The 15,443-nt window shown below is 45.7% G+C and carries 20 protein-coding genes; 10 read left to right on the forward strand and 10 right to left on the reverse strand.

All coding sequences use genetic code 11. The annotated features are described in order from the left end of the window. Both CUS_RS03235 and CUS_RS03240 read left to right on the forward strand, forming a co-directional pair. Nucleotides 1-559, forward strand: a 559-nt coding sequence (locus CUS_RS03235) for an HAD-IIB family hydrolase (RefSeq protein ID WP_002847488.1), incomplete at its 5' end; no start/stop codon positions are given. A gap of 16 nt (nucleotides 560-575) precedes the next feature. Further along, on the forward strand, nucleotides 576-1,367 hold the full coding sequence (locus CUS_RS03240) for a class I SAM-dependent methyltransferase (protein WP_002847504.1): 792 nt from the start codon (nucleotides 576-578) through the stop codon (nucleotides 1,365-1,367). A gap of 56 nt (nucleotides 1,368-1,423) precedes the next feature. Here the strand turns inward: CUS_RS03240 and CUS_RS03245 are convergent, their stop codons facing one another. Continuing rightward, on the reverse strand, nucleotides 1,424-2,002 hold the full coding sequence (locus tag CUS_RS03245) for a cyclase family protein (protein ID WP_002847500.1): 579 nt from the start codon (nucleotides 2,000-2,002) through the stop codon (nucleotides 1,424-1,426). Nucleotides 2,003-2,796: 794 nt separating this feature from the next. On the opposite strand from CUS_RS03245, the gene CUS_RS03250 reads away from it, so the two are divergent. Then, entirely contained in the window at nucleotides 2,797-3,498 is a 702-nt protein-coding gene (locus tag CUS_RS03250) for a LytR/AlgR family response regulator transcription factor (RefSeq protein ID WP_002847494.1), read from the forward strand. 65 nt (nucleotides 3,499-3,563) lie between these two features. On the opposite strand, the gene CUS_RS03255 is transcribed toward CUS_RS03250, so the two are convergent. Both CUS_RS03255 and CUS_RS20015 read right to left on the reverse strand, forming a co-directional pair. Then, complete coding sequence (locus CUS_RS03255) at nucleotides 3,564-5,066, reverse strand: L,D-transpeptidase family protein (protein WP_002847492.1); 1,503 nt, start codon at nucleotides 5,064-5,066, stop codon at nucleotides 3,564-3,566. A gap of 243 nt (nucleotides 5,067-5,309) precedes the next feature. After that, nucleotides 5,310-5,483, reverse strand: coding sequence for a hypothetical protein (locus tag CUS_RS20015; protein WP_002847497.1), 174 nt, complete (start codon nucleotides 5,481-5,483; stop codon nucleotides 5,310-5,312). 472 nt (nucleotides 5,484-5,955) lie between these two features. Here CUS_RS20015 and leuC point away from each other — a divergent pair, with 472 nt between their 5' ends. From leuC to leuD, 3 genes are all read left to right on the forward strand, one after another. After that, on the forward strand, nucleotides 5,956-7,218 hold the full coding sequence (gene leuC, locus CUS_RS03260) for a 3-isopropylmalate dehydratase large subunit (RefSeq protein ID WP_002847502.1): 1,263 nt from the start codon (nucleotides 5,956-5,958) through the stop codon (nucleotides 7,216-7,218). Nucleotides 7,219-7,392: 174 nt separating this feature from the next. Beyond that, nucleotides 7,393-7,779, forward strand: a complete 387-nt coding sequence (locus CUS_RS03265) for a hypothetical protein (RefSeq protein ID WP_002847491.1) — start codon at nucleotides 7,393-7,395, stop codon at nucleotides 7,777-7,779. 22 nt (nucleotides 7,780-7,801) lie between these two features. Continuing rightward, nucleotides 7,802-8,287 carry a 3-isopropylmalate dehydratase small subunit gene (gene leuD, locus CUS_RS03270; protein ID WP_002847493.1) on the forward strand — a complete coding sequence of 162 codons (486 nt, stop codon included), beginning with the start codon at nucleotides 7,802-7,804 and terminating at the stop codon, nucleotides 8,285-8,287. Nucleotides 8,288-8,493: 206 nt separating this feature from the next. Here the strand turns inward: leuD and CUS_RS03275 are convergent, their stop codons facing one another. Beyond that, on the reverse strand, nucleotides 8,494-8,778 hold the full coding sequence (locus tag CUS_RS03275) for a hypothetical protein (RefSeq protein ID WP_002847505.1): 285 nt from the start codon (nucleotides 8,776-8,778) through the stop codon (nucleotides 8,494-8,496). Nucleotides 8,779-9,020: 242 nt separating this feature from the next. Between CUS_RS03275 and CUS_RS03280 the strand changes: the two genes are divergently transcribed. Further along, nucleotides 9,021-9,929, forward strand: coding sequence for a nucleotidyltransferase family protein (locus tag CUS_RS03280; protein ID WP_037276351.1), 909 nt, complete (start codon nucleotides 9,021-9,023; stop codon nucleotides 9,927-9,929). Between the two features lie 195 nt (nucleotides 9,930-10,124). Here CUS_RS03280 and CUS_RS03285 read toward each other — a convergent pair whose 3' ends face one another. The 5 genes from CUS_RS03285 to CUS_RS03305 form a co-directional block, all read right to left on the reverse strand. Further along, entirely contained in the window at nucleotides 10,125-10,715 is a 591-nt protein-coding gene (locus tag CUS_RS03285) for a hypothetical protein (protein ID WP_002847499.1), read from the reverse strand. A gap of 40 nt (nucleotides 10,716-10,755) precedes the next feature. Next, on the reverse strand, nucleotides 10,756-11,250 hold the full coding sequence (coaD, locus tag CUS_RS03290; protein WP_002847496.1) for a pantetheine-phosphate adenylyltransferase: 495 nt from the start codon (nucleotides 11,248-11,250) through the stop codon (nucleotides 10,756-10,758). A gap of 4 nt (nucleotides 11,251-11,254) precedes the next feature. After that, the gene (gene rsmD / locus CUS_RS03295) at nucleotides 11,255-11,803 is read right to left on the reverse strand and encodes a 16S rRNA (guanine(966)-N(2))-methyltransferase RsmD (protein WP_002847498.1); all 549 of its coding nucleotides are present in this window, start codon (nucleotides 11,801-11,803) and stop codon (nucleotides 11,255-11,257) included. A gap of 154 nt (nucleotides 11,804-11,957) precedes the next feature. Beyond that, nucleotides 11,958-12,995: an NPXTG-anchored protein gene (locus CUS_RS20335; protein WP_002847506.1), complete on the reverse strand. Its 1,038-nt coding sequence runs from the start codon at nucleotides 12,993-12,995 to the stop codon at nucleotides 11,958-11,960. 329 nt (nucleotides 12,996-13,324) lie between these two features. Continuing rightward, entirely contained in the window at nucleotides 13,325-13,804 is a 480-nt protein-coding gene (locus tag CUS_RS03305) for a metallophosphoesterase family protein (RefSeq protein ID WP_002847490.1), read from the reverse strand. Nucleotides 13,805-13,955: 151 nt separating this feature from the next. Between CUS_RS03305 and CUS_RS03310 the strand changes: the two genes are divergently transcribed. Genes CUS_RS03310 through CUS_RS03320 form a run of 3 tightly spaced genes read left to right on the forward strand, consistent with a single transcriptional unit; the run spans nucleotide 13,956 to nucleotide 14,857 of the window. Further along, nucleotides 13,956-14,204: a hypothetical protein gene (locus tag CUS_RS03310; RefSeq protein WP_002847484.1), complete on the forward strand. Its 249-nt coding sequence runs from the start codon at nucleotides 13,956-13,958 to the stop codon at nucleotides 14,202-14,204. 40 nt (nucleotides 14,205-14,244) lie between these two features. Further along, complete coding sequence (locus tag CUS_RS03315; RefSeq protein ID WP_002847487.1) at nucleotides 14,245-14,598, forward strand: hypothetical protein; 354 nt, start codon at nucleotides 14,245-14,247, stop codon at nucleotides 14,596-14,598. Then, entirely contained in the window at nucleotides 14,585-14,857 is a 273-nt protein-coding gene (locus CUS_RS03320) for a hypothetical protein (RefSeq protein WP_002847486.1), read from the forward strand. Before CUS_RS03315 ends, CUS_RS03320 begins: the two co-directional genes overlap by 14 nt. Nucleotides 14,858-14,963: 106 nt before the next feature. Here the strand turns inward: CUS_RS03320 and CUS_RS03325 are convergent. After that, a partial coding sequence (locus CUS_RS03325) for an SDR family NAD(P)-dependent oxidoreductase (RefSeq protein ID WP_002847495.1) occupies nucleotides 14,964-15,443 on the reverse strand: 480 nt, incomplete at its 5' end.

Consider the following 15,443-nt stretch of genomic DNA (forward strand, 5'->3'; position numbering starts at 1 on the left):
GATCTTCTACAAATCTATCGAAAAAGAACTCTGCGACAGGACAGTAAAACTGATACGAGAATATGATGCAGTACCGATGTTCGAGCGCAGAGATGGCGTATTCTTTGACTTTGAGCAAAGAACTCTCCCGATGATAACGCGCATCAGGGATAGCTTCCGCTCACAGGGCAAAAATGTTGACAGATGCACTTCAGATGCAGATTTCTCTTTTGATAAATTTATCATATGCTATGATAAGTACACAAATACGGACAAATTAAAATTTTCTCTCGAAAACGATTTCTTCTGGATACACAGAGGTGAAGGATTTGCCGAAATAGTCCCAAAACCGTGTTCTAAGGCAACAGGCATCACGCTTGTTCTGGAGCATTACGACATGGCTTCCGAAAACGCTTTCGCTATCGGTGACAGCCTGAATGATCTTCCAATGTTCAGCGCCGTCGGGACAGGTATCGCAATGGGTAACGGAACAGATCTTATCCCGCATGCGCAATATGTGACTGATGATGTTGAAAAAGACGGCATCTACAAAGCTATGGAAAAATTCGGATTCTTCTGAAAGGAAATATAACAAAATGAATATCTCAAACAATAAAATAGACGGCGGAAGACCTTTCGACTGGGGCAGGACTTCCGAAGAATACGCCAGATACCGCGACATATACCCGCAGGTATTCTACGACAAGATAACAAGCCGAGATCTCTGTATCAGCGGGCAGAATGTGCTTGACATCGGAACAGGGACAGGCGTTATCCCACGCAACATGTACAGATACGGGGCGAATTGGGTCGGAACAGATATCTCTGCCGAGCAGATAGCGCAGGCTGAAAGGCTGGCAAGATTACAGAATATGAACATAAAGTTTAAAGTCACACCATCAGAGGACATCGACTTTCCCGAAAACAGTTTTGATGTCGTGACCGCCTGCCAGTGTTTCTGGTATTTTGACCACAAAGTCTTAGCGCCCAAGCTGTCTTCGATGCTCAAAAAGGGCGGAAAACTTCTTGTTTTATACATGGCGTGGCTGCCTTTTGAAGATGCGATAGCAGGAAAAAGCGAGGAGATCGTCCTGAAATACAACCCGAATTGGACAGGTGCAGGCGAAACAAGGCATCACTCATTTATTGCGCCAGAAGTGTTGGAGTACTTCACAGAAACCGACCATGAACTGTATGATGTAAAGATTCCGTTCACCCGCGAAAGCTGGCATGGACGCATGAAAGCCTGTCGCGGAGTCGGCGCTTCGCTCAGCGAAGCCGAACTTGCTCTCTGGGAAGAAGATCATTGGGCGTTTATGCAGACACTTCCCGAACGTTTTGAGATACTCCATTACGCTGATATGGTCGTGCTGGAAAGCAAAAAATAATACCATATATAGACAGATAAATTCGGCATACAGCTATATGTTGTATGCCGAATTTTTTATTCTATCAGATAAGCCCTGCAAGGCGCACCGTCTGCGCCGCCCAAATTTAGAGGTGCGGCGTTCAGAAAGTAATTTCCATCGGGTATTTTTGCAAGACGTATGCCCTCAAGCAGCACGACCTCTGCCCCAAGCAATATCAGATGCACTTCACGAGGGGCATTTTCCGGACCGACAGTCTGGCTCTCGTTACCGATAAGCCGTATTTTCGCGTCCGCAAATACCTTCGCCGCATCAGCGGTGACAGTGCATCTGCCGCCGATCAGAATGCGGTCGCGCCCATCACCCGCGTTTTTCAAAATCGTTTTCGCATCATTTTCGGTGACATCTCCCGTGTGGTGCGTCACATAGCAGCGCCCCACAAACGGTTCAAGCCCCATTTGGTCAATGGTCTTTCCGTTGTCCAAAAAATGGTACGGTGCATCGACATGAGTGCCGTTGTGCGCACACATTTTCAACTCCGTCAGATTGCAGATATCCCCATTTTTAAGGCTTTGCACGACAACTCTCTGCGGTTGTGGATCACCCGGAAACACACTGCACGAAAAAACTTCCTGCGAAATGTCATATATCTTCATAACACTGCTCCTTTCTTAATTTCGTTTATCTTATATATTTCAAGAAAATTAACTCTGCCAGATATTTACACAGCTTTTTACATCTGCCGAACTAATGAACGATCTCGATAAATGCACCTTTGTACAAACTAACAACACTTCAAATATAATAGAACTAATGGAAAATATTATTTCAACTCAGTATAATATTATGTTCATATTCTGAAAGTTCATATTTTGCACCATTTAATTTCCATATATTTACACCATTTTTTACGAACTTTAGATTTATAAACGTTTAAATACTCTGTTCGTTTGTGCAAAACATATAAGGCTTTATATGTTTGTGAGATTTGCGATAAGATATGTCTTTATGACCGAAATAATTATTTAATATTTACATCAGTCACGACTCACGATCGAATAGTTTCCAGTAATTTACACTAAATTTTATACTTAATCGTTAATTCAGAAGATAATTGACCGTTCCTTTGTGCATGTTGCCTTTGTTTAATATTTTCAGATATCTTACGATATTTATTATTAAGCCCGATGAAATACAATGTTCATATTACAGTAAACCTGATCTGCTTTTCAAACTTATTATAAACCATGCGCTTTTGTTTGTCAATATTTATTTAGAGGTCATATTCAGCTTTGCATGTCATTTTCTCGCTATGTCTTTACTTTTCTAAAAAAATGTGCTATAATTATGTAAGATATGAGATATAAAAATGCTTTTTCACAACATTCAGACCATACATATTCAGCCGCTTGTTGTGATAAGGCTATTTAAAACGTTCGGGGGATCAGTTATGAGGATAGCAGTCTGCGATGATGAGCAGTGCTTCTTAAATCACTTTCGCGGTATAGTCAGCAGACTATATAACCGCCTTGATATCATCACCGATGAATTCAACAGCGGTGATGAACTTTTGAAAAGTTTCAGATACAAAGCCTACGATTTGGTATTTCTTGACATCGAAATGCCCTCTATGGACGGCATTACCCTTGCCCGCAAGCTGAGAGAACTCAGCAGTGATGTCTGTATCGTTTTTCTTACAGGACATATCGAGTATGCCATAAAAGGCTACGAGGTCAACGCACTGCGCTACCTGACAAAGCCTGCCGAAGAAACGAAAGTACGCGAAGTCATCGACCATGTTCTGAAAAAGCAGGAGAGCGGTAAAGTCATATGGATAAAGACCACTGACGGTGAACAAAAGCTGGCGCTGAGTGATATTCTTTTCATCGAAGCCCAGAACCAGAACGTTGTAATAAGCACCGCATCTGACAGCTATTCGGTGCGCGGCAACATCAGCGATTACGAAAAGGAACTCACTCCTCACGGCTTTTTCAGGATACATCGCGGCTATCTGATATCTCTGCCGAAAGTACTGCGCATAAGCAACAAATCTGTTGTCATGGAAGACAACACTTCCCTTCCTGTCAGCCGCACCAAAGAAGCCAAACTTCGCGAGAAGCTGTTCGCTTATGTCAGCAAGGAAGCATTCTGAGATAATACCATCATTATTACACAAAAAAGCCCTCCGCGCAAGCAGAGGGCTTTATCATTCAAATATCATTCATAGAACATTACAACAGGTGTACCCAGCTCAACATTTTCATAGATGTACTGAGCACCCTCATAAGGCATGTTTATACAGCCGTGTGAGCCGTTCCACTGGTAAATAGTGCCGCCGAATGCGCCGCGCCATGTCGAATCGTGCATACCTATACCGCAAAGCGAAATATTGTTCCAGTAGTTGCAGGTGGTATCCCACTCTTCTCCGTCAGCATTCCTGTCCTTCATGCGCTTGTTCGTTTCTTTAGACCACAGCTTATAAACGCCTTCAAGTGTCGTCCTCGCCAGTGATGTAGTCTGTCCCGAAACGATGTAGCAGGTGTACTCTTCCTTGCCGTCCTTGTAATACCACATCTGCTGATTGGTCAGGTCAACCTCTATATAGGTTTTGCCTATATCGTCCTTTGCACTTCTTGCAGACTCAACTCCCGTATACTCAAAAGGACCGTCAGAGTAATATATCGGGTCGATGCCCTCAACGCTCTTGCCTTCTTCCAGCAGACCTACCAGCTGTTCAACAGTCGCATCTTTCCATATCCACCAGCCGTACAGAGCATCCGCACTGGGGTCAACAGTTACCTTGCCCTGCAGGGTCGAATTGAATGTCCGCTTCGTATCGTATGTGTCATACTTTTCAGCCAGCTTATCGACATAGTCCTCGACTGCCTTCTCGTTGACCGCATAGTTGCCCATGTCGTCCATATCTATCATAGACAGCAGTGTCTTGCCTGTGATGGTTTCAGTGGTGTAATCAAAGTCATATGTTATCGACAGATTGAACACCTTGTTCAGCGCTTCGCACTGGTCGGTAAAGGTATCCGAAGTTATCGCAGGCAGTGTGTAACAGCCTGTACCTGCCCCCAGTTCAACTTCAAACTCGCCCTTGCCCAGCGCATCTGTCACAGCCTGTTCCAGCTTTGCCATATCAGTGACCTTGTTGCCCTGTACTTCCTTGACTATCTCATAGCCGTCATCGGTCAGTTCAAGCCTTGCATCGGTGGTAGAAGTACTGCCCCAGTCCTGAGCATTAAGCTGTTCATCGAGCAGTGCCTTGTCATAAGTTGCTTCATCATCGAAGGTAAAATCAGTCCTGCCGGCATAACCTGTGAACCATGTGCTGCGATTTACACCGTCATACAGCTTTTTCACCTCTCCTGATGCGCTTCTCTTATATCCGAAATCTTTGGGTGAAATAACAAATTTCTTGCCATCGATGGCAGTGACAGTTAACTCTTCGGGTATCTTGTCAGCCTTAAGCGCCTTTACAGCTTCTTCATAAGTCATGCCGCTGACATCTACACCGTTGATAAATGTATCCGCCAGAAAACGTTTGCTGTAATAAGCCCTGCCCACACCGTAGGAGATGCCCAGCACTGCCACCAGTGCCGCCAGAATAGTGCCGCAGATCAGAGCCGACTGATTTTTAACTTTCTTTCTGCTTTTCTTTCCGCTCCCAGATGTAGAGAGTTTTTTGCTGTAGCTTGCAGCCCCTGCACTCATTGAAATTATCCTTCCTCACATCTAATAGTTCCACATAATAACAAATTCCATTTACATATTGTATTATACCACAAACGATCTTGATTTGTCTAGAGTCGGAACGCCATTTTACGACAAAATCTTTAACAAATTTTGCAGATTTATTCCCACCGTTTATGTATACTTTTCTTTTGCGGTGTAATTTTTTGTACTTTTTATTTGTATGCAGAAGCGGCTGCCGCACCACACGACAGCCGCCCGCGATCATCTGAACATGTCAGAAAGTTCGTCCATAAAGTCGCCCACCGAACGCAGCGCCTTACCTGCGCGGGCTTTCAGTTTGCGTTTGCTGCGCTGTGTCCTGCGCGAGAGTTCAAACGCAGCCGCCCCGACTGTCAGCCCGACGGAAACACCCGTCATCAACGATTTTCCCATCATATGCACTACCTCCTTTCATTTTATGTAGCTGTTCACGAACAACAAATTTGATCTTACCGACATGATCTTGTCAATGAGATCACTGCGTTCTGTAAAACAGTTTTTGCGGTGTGACAGCGGCATAAACACGAATATATATGCCGCTTATAGCAATCCAACTATTTAAATTCACAAAATCCAGTCGCAAAAGCTCGGATCTATGGATTTGTGACTGGATTTTTTCTGAATTTTAAGGTGGATCGCTATAATATAGTTATTCACCAAAACCGCGTTAATACACCTGTAAAGTTCTGCCTGATTTGCCGTTACTAACAGTAAGAAAGCATCGTTAAACAAGCGTTTTGTCATAAATTCCAAAAACTTCACAAAAATTTATTTATAATTTACTCCCATCTACACTTTACTTTTGTAAGAAAATAGGGTATAATAGAATAGCATAAGAATAACTTTTTTGGTAAGGAGCAGAAAAAATATGGGTATGACAATGACTCAGAAGATCCTGGCAGCCCACGCAGGGCTTGACGAGGTCAAGGCAGGTCAGCTTATAATGGCAGATCTCGACCTTGTACTCGGCAACGATGTAACGACACCCGTTGCTATCAACGAGTTCAATAAGGCAGGGTTTACTGACATATTCAACAAAGACAAGATAACTATGGTGATGGATCACTTCACACCGAACAAGGATATCAAGGCTGCTACACAGTGCAAGCAGTGCCGTGAGTTCGCATGTAAGTATGATATCACTCACTATTACGATGTAGGCGATGTGGGCATCGAACATGCGCTGCTGCCGGAGAAAGGTCTGGTAGTACCGGGTGACGCTGTCATCGGCGCTGACTCACACACCTGTACATACGGCGCTCTGGGCGCATTCTCCACCGGTGTCGGCTCGACCGATATGTGCGCAGGCATGGCAGCCGGCAAGACATGGTTCAAAGTACCTTCCGCGATAAAGTTCAATATCGTTGGCAAGCTGCCTAAGTACAGTGCCGCCAAGGACGTTATACTGCACATCATCGGCATGATAGGCGTTGACGGAGCACTCTACCGCTCGATGGAGTTTTCGGGCGAGGGTCTTAAGAACCTGACTATGGAAGACAGACTTTGCATGGCTAACATGGCTATCGAGGCAGGTGCAAAGAACGGCATCTTCGCTGTTGATGAGGTAACCAAGGAATACCTCAAGGGCAGAACTGACAGAGAGTATAAGGTATTCGAGGCTGATGCCGATGCTGAGTACGATGAAGAGTACACCATTGACCTCAGCGAGATAAAGCCGACTGTTGCTTTCCCTCACCTGCCTGAAAATGCAAGGACTTTTGACGATATACCCGATATAAAGATCGATCAGGTAGTCATCGGTTCATGTACCAACGGCAGGATCGAAGACCTGCGTGCAGCCGCTGAGATACTCAAGGGCAAAAAGGTCGCATCTCACGTAAGATGTATCGTTATACCCGCTACACAGCACATCTACATGACAGCTATGAAAGAGTGTCTGCTGGAGATCTTCATCAATTCCGGCTGCGCAGTTTCTACACCTACCTGCGGTCCATGTCTTGGCGGTCATATGGGTATACTGGCAGCAGGCGAAAAAGCTGTGGCTACCACCAACAGAAACTTCGTTGGCAGAATGGGTCACACCGAGAGTGAAGTTTATCTGGCTTCACCTTATGTTGCAGCAGCTTCGGCAGTTGCAGGCAAGATCGCTCAGCCAAGCGATGTAATGTGATATCAGACCTGTACGACTGTTTTTCGGTCGTACAGGCAGATTATATAATATGATTTTCGGGTAATTTGCAGACTTCTGCATCACGCAGGAGCAGGATATGTACAGATCCTTCCGAATACGGCGTGCTTTTCTTTTGCGTGCGCCGAATTCCTAAGAAGACAGGAGGCGGGTAATTTGAACAACTATATATCAGATATTTTTTACGATACCATATCAGGTATCATCACGCAGAAATACGGGTCAAGATTTACAGATGCACAGCGCCGTGAAAAGATCGAGGAATTCATCAGTCAGCTAAGGGCGGGCAACATCTTCACGATCGAACAGACACAGGCAATTATCGATAAAAAGGGCTTCAATAACTTTTATCCCGATTCCATCGACGGTGTGTCCTGTTTCCGCCTTGTTAAGGAAGGCTTCTTCGGCAAGGCGAAAGTGTGCTATTTCATATCCCGTACCAAAGACAAAATGGACGCTGAATACCTCGAAAAAGTCTACGAGGAATTAAGGCGGCAGGCAGCGGGCGAGAATGTTTTCAATTCCGACCGCTATATCGAATAGTTTTGAAAGGAGTTTTCATAATATGAAGGCTTGCGGAAAAGTACATAAATATGGGGATAATGTTGATACCGATGTTATAATCCCCGCAAGATACCTCAACACCGCGAACATGGAAGAGCTGGCTCAGCACTGCATGGAGGATATCGATATCGATTTTGCAAAAAACGTTAAAAAGGGCGATATCATGGTCGCTAAGGCAAACTTTGGCTGTGGTTCTTCAAGAGAGCATGCGCCCGCTTCCATCAAGGCGAGCGGCATCTCCTGCGTTATCGCGAAGAGCTTTGCGCGTATCTTCTACAGAAACGCCATCAATATAGGTCTGCCTATAATCGAGTGCGAAGATGCCGCTGAGAAGATAGAAGCAGGTGACGAGGTCGAGATAGATTTCGATACAGGTGTCATCACCAACAAGACCAAAGGCGAAAGCTATCAGGGTCAGTCCTTCCCTGAGTTTCTGATAAAGATAATCAACTCCAACGGACTGCTCAATTCACTCAAAGAGAACTAAGGTCATCTTCGACAAATCAGGTCGGTGCTGCAAAAGGCTATATTAAAGACCTGTACAGAGGACTTTGAAACAAAACAGGCAGACACTTCGATGTGAGGTGTCTGCCTGTTATTTTTCATATTGAACATTATTCTTAACGCCGTTATCGTAAATATCCTTTTTCAGGTGTTTTAAAAGCGGATGTCATTATCAAGTGCATCATGCCTTTAGTGGATATCGATCTCTTTTATCCATGTAAGTTTCCCCGCAAACAAAGCACGAGCACCTTCATAATCAGATGCGCAGGTTGAAAGCGCCACAACTGAACTTTCATCATTTAAATCAACATCTCTGTAATACATACTGTTTGCTGTCAAAGACTCTTGCCACAAACTTCTATCTGTCGGGATATCATAGATCACATACACCACATCGTTTTCAGTGAAAGGCTGCGGTGCATCGCTGTCATTGAAACGGTATTGCAGCTTGTTATCCGTAATAACGAATTTCATGGATTAACTGTCAGAATCGGATATCATTCCGCTCTGATCAGCGATGTGATGAGAGAGCAACAATTTCAGAAAACATGAGTTTATCTAAAAATTCTGTATGGGTACTGTTCTTAATGCGGTATCATTCGCAATTTTTGGTATGTATTGAACGTTATCGGCTATTGACAAAAGTTAAGAAATATGCGATAATATATGAAAGACAAAACTATGTCTTCATATAATTTTTTGATGGGAGATATATTATGAGTGCAACTCTTGTTATAATGGCAGCAGGACTGGGTTCCCGATTTAAAGGCGGTATCAAACAGCTTGAACCTTTCGGACCCAACGGCGAGATAATCATGGATTATTCTATATTTGATGCAGTCCGCGCAGGTTTTGATAAAGTGGTCTTCATCATAAGGCGCGATATCCGTGAGGCTTTTGATGAGATGATAGGCAACCGCATCGGCGCACAGGTCAAGGTAGATTACGTTTATCAGGAACTTGACTGCCTGCCCGCAGGCTTTACTGTACCCGATGGCAGAGTAAAACCCTGGGGTCACGGTCATGCTGTCTGTTGCTGTAAAGGCATCGTGAATGAGCCTTTCGCAGTCATCAATGCTGATGATTTCTACGGCAGACAGGCTTTCGAGAAACTCTATGAGTTCCTGACCACCGAGCAGAGCGGAGATAAGCTGAAAATGGCTATGGCAGGATTCGTGCTGAAAAACACCCTCAGCGATAACGGTGCTGTCAACAGAGGTGTCTGCATGGTCGATGAGAACAGCATGCTGGTCGATGTCGAAGAAACCTACAATATCAGGCGCGAAGCTGACGGCAAGGTATATTCGGGCAAAGAAGAAACCAAAGAACTCAGCGAAAACAGCTTTGTTTCAATGAATATGTGGGGCTGTCCCGCAGGCTTTATAGACAAGCTGAACGAGCGCTTTGAGAAGTTCCTCGCTGATAACGGCAGCAGCCTTACCGCAGAATTTCTCCTGCCTGAGGGCATCGACTATATGATAAAACACGGTGAAGCCGACTGCAAACTACTGGAAAGCCATGATAAATGGTTCGGCGTAACTTATGCCGAAGATAAGCCTTCAGTCAAGACAGCCATCTCAGAGTTGATCGAATCGGGTGCATATCCTGCAAAACTCTGGAAATAAGTACTGACCAAAAATTGCGTCCATCTGTAAAAAACAGATGGACGCTTTTGTTTATTGTGGTTATCCCGCTGACACGCTACATAACAGTGGTTTTACAGAACTTTATGTTCACCGCATATTCAGCAGGTGTGCTAAAATGATTTTATTACAGCAAATAAAAAGCCGCAGATAAGAACTGCGGCTCGGTATCATAAATTATTCGCTCAGCCTTGAGATAGCTTCTCTCATGCGGTTGACATTTTCCAGGCTGCTGCTCAGCCTTTCAACATCGCCCGACAGCTGTGCTGCGGTCTCGCTCAGGGTCGAATTGATGTTAGCGACCATAGCATCCATGATGCTCTGCTTCTTGTTGTTAGCCTCAGCAATGATGTTTTCGCCCTCAGCACGAGCCTGCGCCAGTATCTCGGCAGCCTCCTGATTGGCTCTTTCAACAGTTTCCCTTGCGTACTGGTTAGCCCTCTCGATTATCTCCTGCTGATCAACCAGCCTGTCAGCTTCAGCCTTAGCCTCAGCGATAACAGCAGCCTTTTCGCTCTCAGCAGACTTTCTTATCTCCTCAGCATCAGCCTTAGTCTTTTCAAGTATCTCCTTGCGCTGCTCTTCCAATTCCTGTGCGCGCTTTATCTCAGGCGGGACACTGATCCTTACCTCATCCACAAGTTCATGCAGATATTCAGCATCTACCATTTTTTTGTTAGAAAAGGGTACAGTTGCGCCGTCATCAATAGTCGCGTCCAGTCTTTCCAGCAGATCGTTGAGGGGTTTGTACTCCTTGAGTTCGCTCATAATAATACTTCCTTTCGTCATGCCCCGTACTTCGCGGGTATTATTTATCCGCAGGCAGATAAAGCCTGTTTTTTATCATTTCAAGTATCTCAGGCGGAACAAAGCCCGAAATATCGCCGCCGAAGCTGGCTATCTCCTTCACCACGCTGGATGACAGGAACATATTCTCCCCCGCAGTGGTCAGGAAAACAGTTTCAGCGCCGCCAAAAAGTCTTTTGTTAGCCAATGCCATCTGGAACTCATACTCAAAGTCCGAAACTGCTCTCAGTCCCTTGACGATGACCTCAGCCCCGGTCATTTTCAGGTAATCAGCCAGCAGACCGTCATAGCAGTCCACCACCACATTGTCAAGCCCCTCAGTAACAGCGATTATCATTTCCATCCTCTCATTGGTGGAAAAAACCGCCTTGTTCTTGTTCCTGTTGAAGCTGACCAGCACTATAACCTTATCAAACAGCTTTGATGCTCTTTCTATTATATCCAGATGTCCCAGCGTGACCGGGTCAAAACTGCCCGGACAAACAGCAATTCTCATATATTTACTCTTCCTCTGTCGGTATTTTGAAGATCGTCACAGCGATCTTGCCGTACTTGTAGCGCTTGTGTTTTCTGAGCCTGCCATACTCTTCGCCCAGTTCAAGTTCTTTTTCATGCTCACATACGACTATCGCCCTGTCACTGAGGTGAGCATCAAGCCCTGCCAGCGCCTTTTCTATCAGACCTTTACCATACGGCGGGTCGAGCAGTACGATATCGAACTGACCCTTAGCCACCTTAAGGTAGTCGAGGCTGTCCATATTCAGCACTCTTGACTCAGTCACAAACTTGCAGTCTGAGATATTCTCCTTTATAACCTGCACAGCGGCAGGATTATTGTCAACAAAAACACAGTGGGACGCATCACGGCTCAGCGCTTCAATACCCATCTGACCGCTTCCCGCGAAAAGATCGAGCACCTGCGAACCTGCCACATCGAACTGTATTGCCGAAAACACCGCTTCTTTGACCATATCAGTGGTCGGTCTTGTATCGAGGGCTTCCAACGTTTTCAGCTTTTTGCCCCTTCGTGAACCTGTAATTACTCTCATAATAACTCTCCCATAACACTTATAAAGATATTATACAATATTTCTGCGATTTTGTCCAGTACATTTTTCACATTTTTAGATATTTTTCAAAAATCTATCCAAACAGTGTCAAAAAAAGAGCTTCCCGCAGGAAGCTCTTTCAAATATCGAAAAATTACTTTCTCTTGGAAACCACTGCAGCAGCGCCTGCAATTGCCAGACCTGCCAGCGCCAGACCTGCGGTAGCACCTGTAGCCTGATTGGTATCATCGGAAGCCTTTGAAGCATCGCTTGCAGCTGCCGAAGAAGTTGTGGTAGTGGTCTTGCCTGTAGTGGTGGTGGTAGTGGTCGAAGACTTTTTGCTGCTGTCAGCTGCCTTGCTGCTGTCTGCCGACTTGCTGTCAGCCTTGCTATCGGACTTGCTGTCAGTGCCGCTCTCAGACTTGCTTTCGTTCTTTGACTCAGCACCGCTCTCAGCCTTTGACTCTTCCTCAGCCTGAGGCTCATAGGACTTGTTCATTGCCCACTTTGCAGCATAGCCGCTTCTGGTGGTGCCGTCCTCAAATACCTGAGCACCGTCATTTATCTCACCGCTCGCAGCGATGGAGATATGATAATCACCTGCACCGCTGATAACAGCATCTTCACATGCAACAGAAGTATCAAAACCGTACTCACCGCCCTGAACGCCTACACACTGGTTCGGGAATGTAGCCTTAGCAGAAGCCTCAGTATCATTAGGATTGTAGCAATTTCTGAAATTCCATGTTTCATCAGTCTGGAAAGCGATACCAACGTTGCCGTTCAGTTCAGCATCAGTTTCAATGGTGAAATCGATGCTGACAGTATCACCCTCACCTGGTATGGAAGAAGGCACGATACCCTCAAAGTCAGAAGCATAAGTGTTGACAACGTTCCATGTCAGATAATCCTGATCGCTCTTGAAAGGTGCAGCATCGAGGTGATAGGTTTCGCTGCCCACTGTCAGTGTAACGTTGGTCACCTTAACAGGCTTGTCGCCCATCAGTGCGAAATCACCGTTATCATCGCTGTCATAATCATCAGCGGGGATATCACTGGTTATCAGGATAAGATTGAACTTAGGTGTTTCCTTCTCACCCTCCTTAAGTTCAACAGCGGATGCGGAAAGTGCCAGACAGGAAGCCGCAACAACAGAAGCCGCCATGCCTGCAAAAATTCTAGTAAGTTTCATATATAAAACTCCCTTCTCCTTTTAAAAGTTAATTATATTATAATGTAAAAGCATCGAAATTTCAATACACTATTTTCACAATATTGTCATCGTTTTCTTAGTAGACTTAGACAAAATTACACTTAAAAATTTATGCAAAACACAAATTTTATTAGCTTATATAATAATTTTATAAATATATTATACTGACTTTCGGGGCAAAAAAATACATCAGATCATTATGATGTAAAAAACTTTACCGGAATTTGTCGGCGCATCAGGTTCACTTTGCGCTGCCGTGTGCATATAATAAAAAAGGACGCACCCTTCACCAGATGTGCGCCTCATATTCACAGATTTACGTGGTTGTGTATGACACCCATCGGGGTAACATCGAGCCATGCGTAGCACGCAGGCTTGCCATCTCGCGGCTGACCCGCGCTGCCGGGATTAAGTATCATCATATTGCCGCGCTGTTCAAAAAAGCGCTTGTGCGTATGACCGAAAAGTGCAAACTGGCATTCCTCCTGCTTTGCCTTTTCGTATACCCTCTCGACTGAGAAATTCACGCCCCATTTGTCACCATGCGCCAGAAACATCTTCTTGCCGTCAGGCAGTACGTAGACCATGCTTTCGGGTATGTCATTGTCATAATCGCAGTTGCCCTTGACGCAGATCATATTGTCATCAAGATAGTGAGCCTTCAGCTTGCGGAACTCAGAAAGACCGTCACCCAGAAAGATAAACAGATCGGCATCTCCGTTGCGCTTGATTATCTTGTGCATAGCGGCGTAATTGCCGTGTGTATCTGAAAAAACAACGATCCTCATATTGACCCTCCCCGCTGAGTTATACTGACTTTACGCGCATATACGCATATCCCCATATAAGCATAGTCTATTATAGCACATTTAAATAAAAAAATCAAGAGAAAATATGCAAGTATATTAATATTTACAAATTCTTAAGGAGAACAAACTTATGAACGACCGAGATCACGCACCAAAAGACATGCAGCCGCTTCTGAACGAAGCAGCAAAAAAACTCGGCATGCCGCCAGAACAACTCGCCCGCAGTCTGAAAAACGGCGACCTCTCGCGCGCACTGAAAAACATGCCTGCGGCTCAGCAGCAAATGCTCAAAAAGGCACTTACCGACAAAGCCGCCTGTCAGCGATTGATGGATTCACCGCAGGCGCAGGCACTTCTGAAAAAATTCTCAGGCAAATGACCATTTTTCCCGCAAGGGAGGTGATATCACGGACGACCTTATGAACAAGATACAGAGCGTGCTCAACGACGAGGAAAGCATGAAGCAGATACGCGAACTTGCGGGCATGCTTAGCACCGACCAGCCATCTGCGGGCGAACAGCCTGCTATGCCTACCGCACCGCAGGCTGAAACAGACATCGACCCTGTAAGACTGATGCAGCTGGGACAGGTGCTCCGCTCGGCTTCCCGCGAGGACGACAATGTTCGTCTGCTTAACGCTCTGCGACCTCTTCTGCGGGAGGAAACTCAGCTAAAACTTGACCGCGTCATCAAGCTGTACCGCCTGATGAACCTTTACCCCGCACTTAAACAAAGCGGTCTGGGAGGAGGCGACCTGCTTGGACTACTCTGATGCCAATTTCGGCAAAATGCAGGAGGAAGCCGTCCGCCGCGTTATGGAGATGCAGCAGCGCTCGCGCAGTGCAGTCGGCGGCGACCGGCAGACGACTCCCCCGCCGCAGAAAGATCCGCCGAACGATATCTTCGGCGGACTGCTTGGCGGCATAAAGCTGGACGAGGAGAAAGCCCTCATCGCGCTGCTGATATACATTCTCCACAAAAACGGAGCCGATATCAAACTGCTGCTGGGGCTTGCATATCTGCTTCTGTAAAAGGTTTTGCCGACTGCAAAGCCTTTTCTTTTTTATCTGAATTTACAAAAAAGCACAGCCTGCTTTCGCGAGCCATGCCGAATATCTGTACAATTATACGTACTTATTACCTTGCCTGCTTGCCCGACTGCAACTGACCCGTCACCGCAAGCGAAAGACTTCTCGGCGCAAGCTGAGCCGCCTTAGCCGCCAGCCCCAGTCCCCTTTCGGGCACGATTATCAGTGTACCCGCGAACATGCCCTCGACCGCACGTTTCGCGCAGAATTCCGCCGATATCGCCTTGACTCCGAACTGAGCGTTCGCCACATCATTGAACTCAGTATCCACAGGACCGGGACAGAGCGCCGATATCTTCACTCTGCTTCCTGCCATTTTCAGTTCTTCGGAAATAGAACCTGTCAGGCTTGTTACATACGCTTTTGTCGCATAGTAAGTCGCCATCAGCGGACCTCCCGGCATAAGTCCCGCCGACGATGCCACATTCAGGATATATCCCCTGTCAGCCGCCATAAAGTCTTTCACAAACAGCTTTGTCAGTATATGCAGACCTTTCACGTTGGTATCTATCATTCTCAGTTCGTCTTC

Origin of the sequence: Hominimerdicola alba 8 (assembly GCF_000178155.2) — a bacterium.
GTDB classification, from domain to species: Bacteria; Bacillota; Clostridia; order Oscillospirales; family Ruminococcaceae; genus Hominimerdicola; species Hominimerdicola alba_C.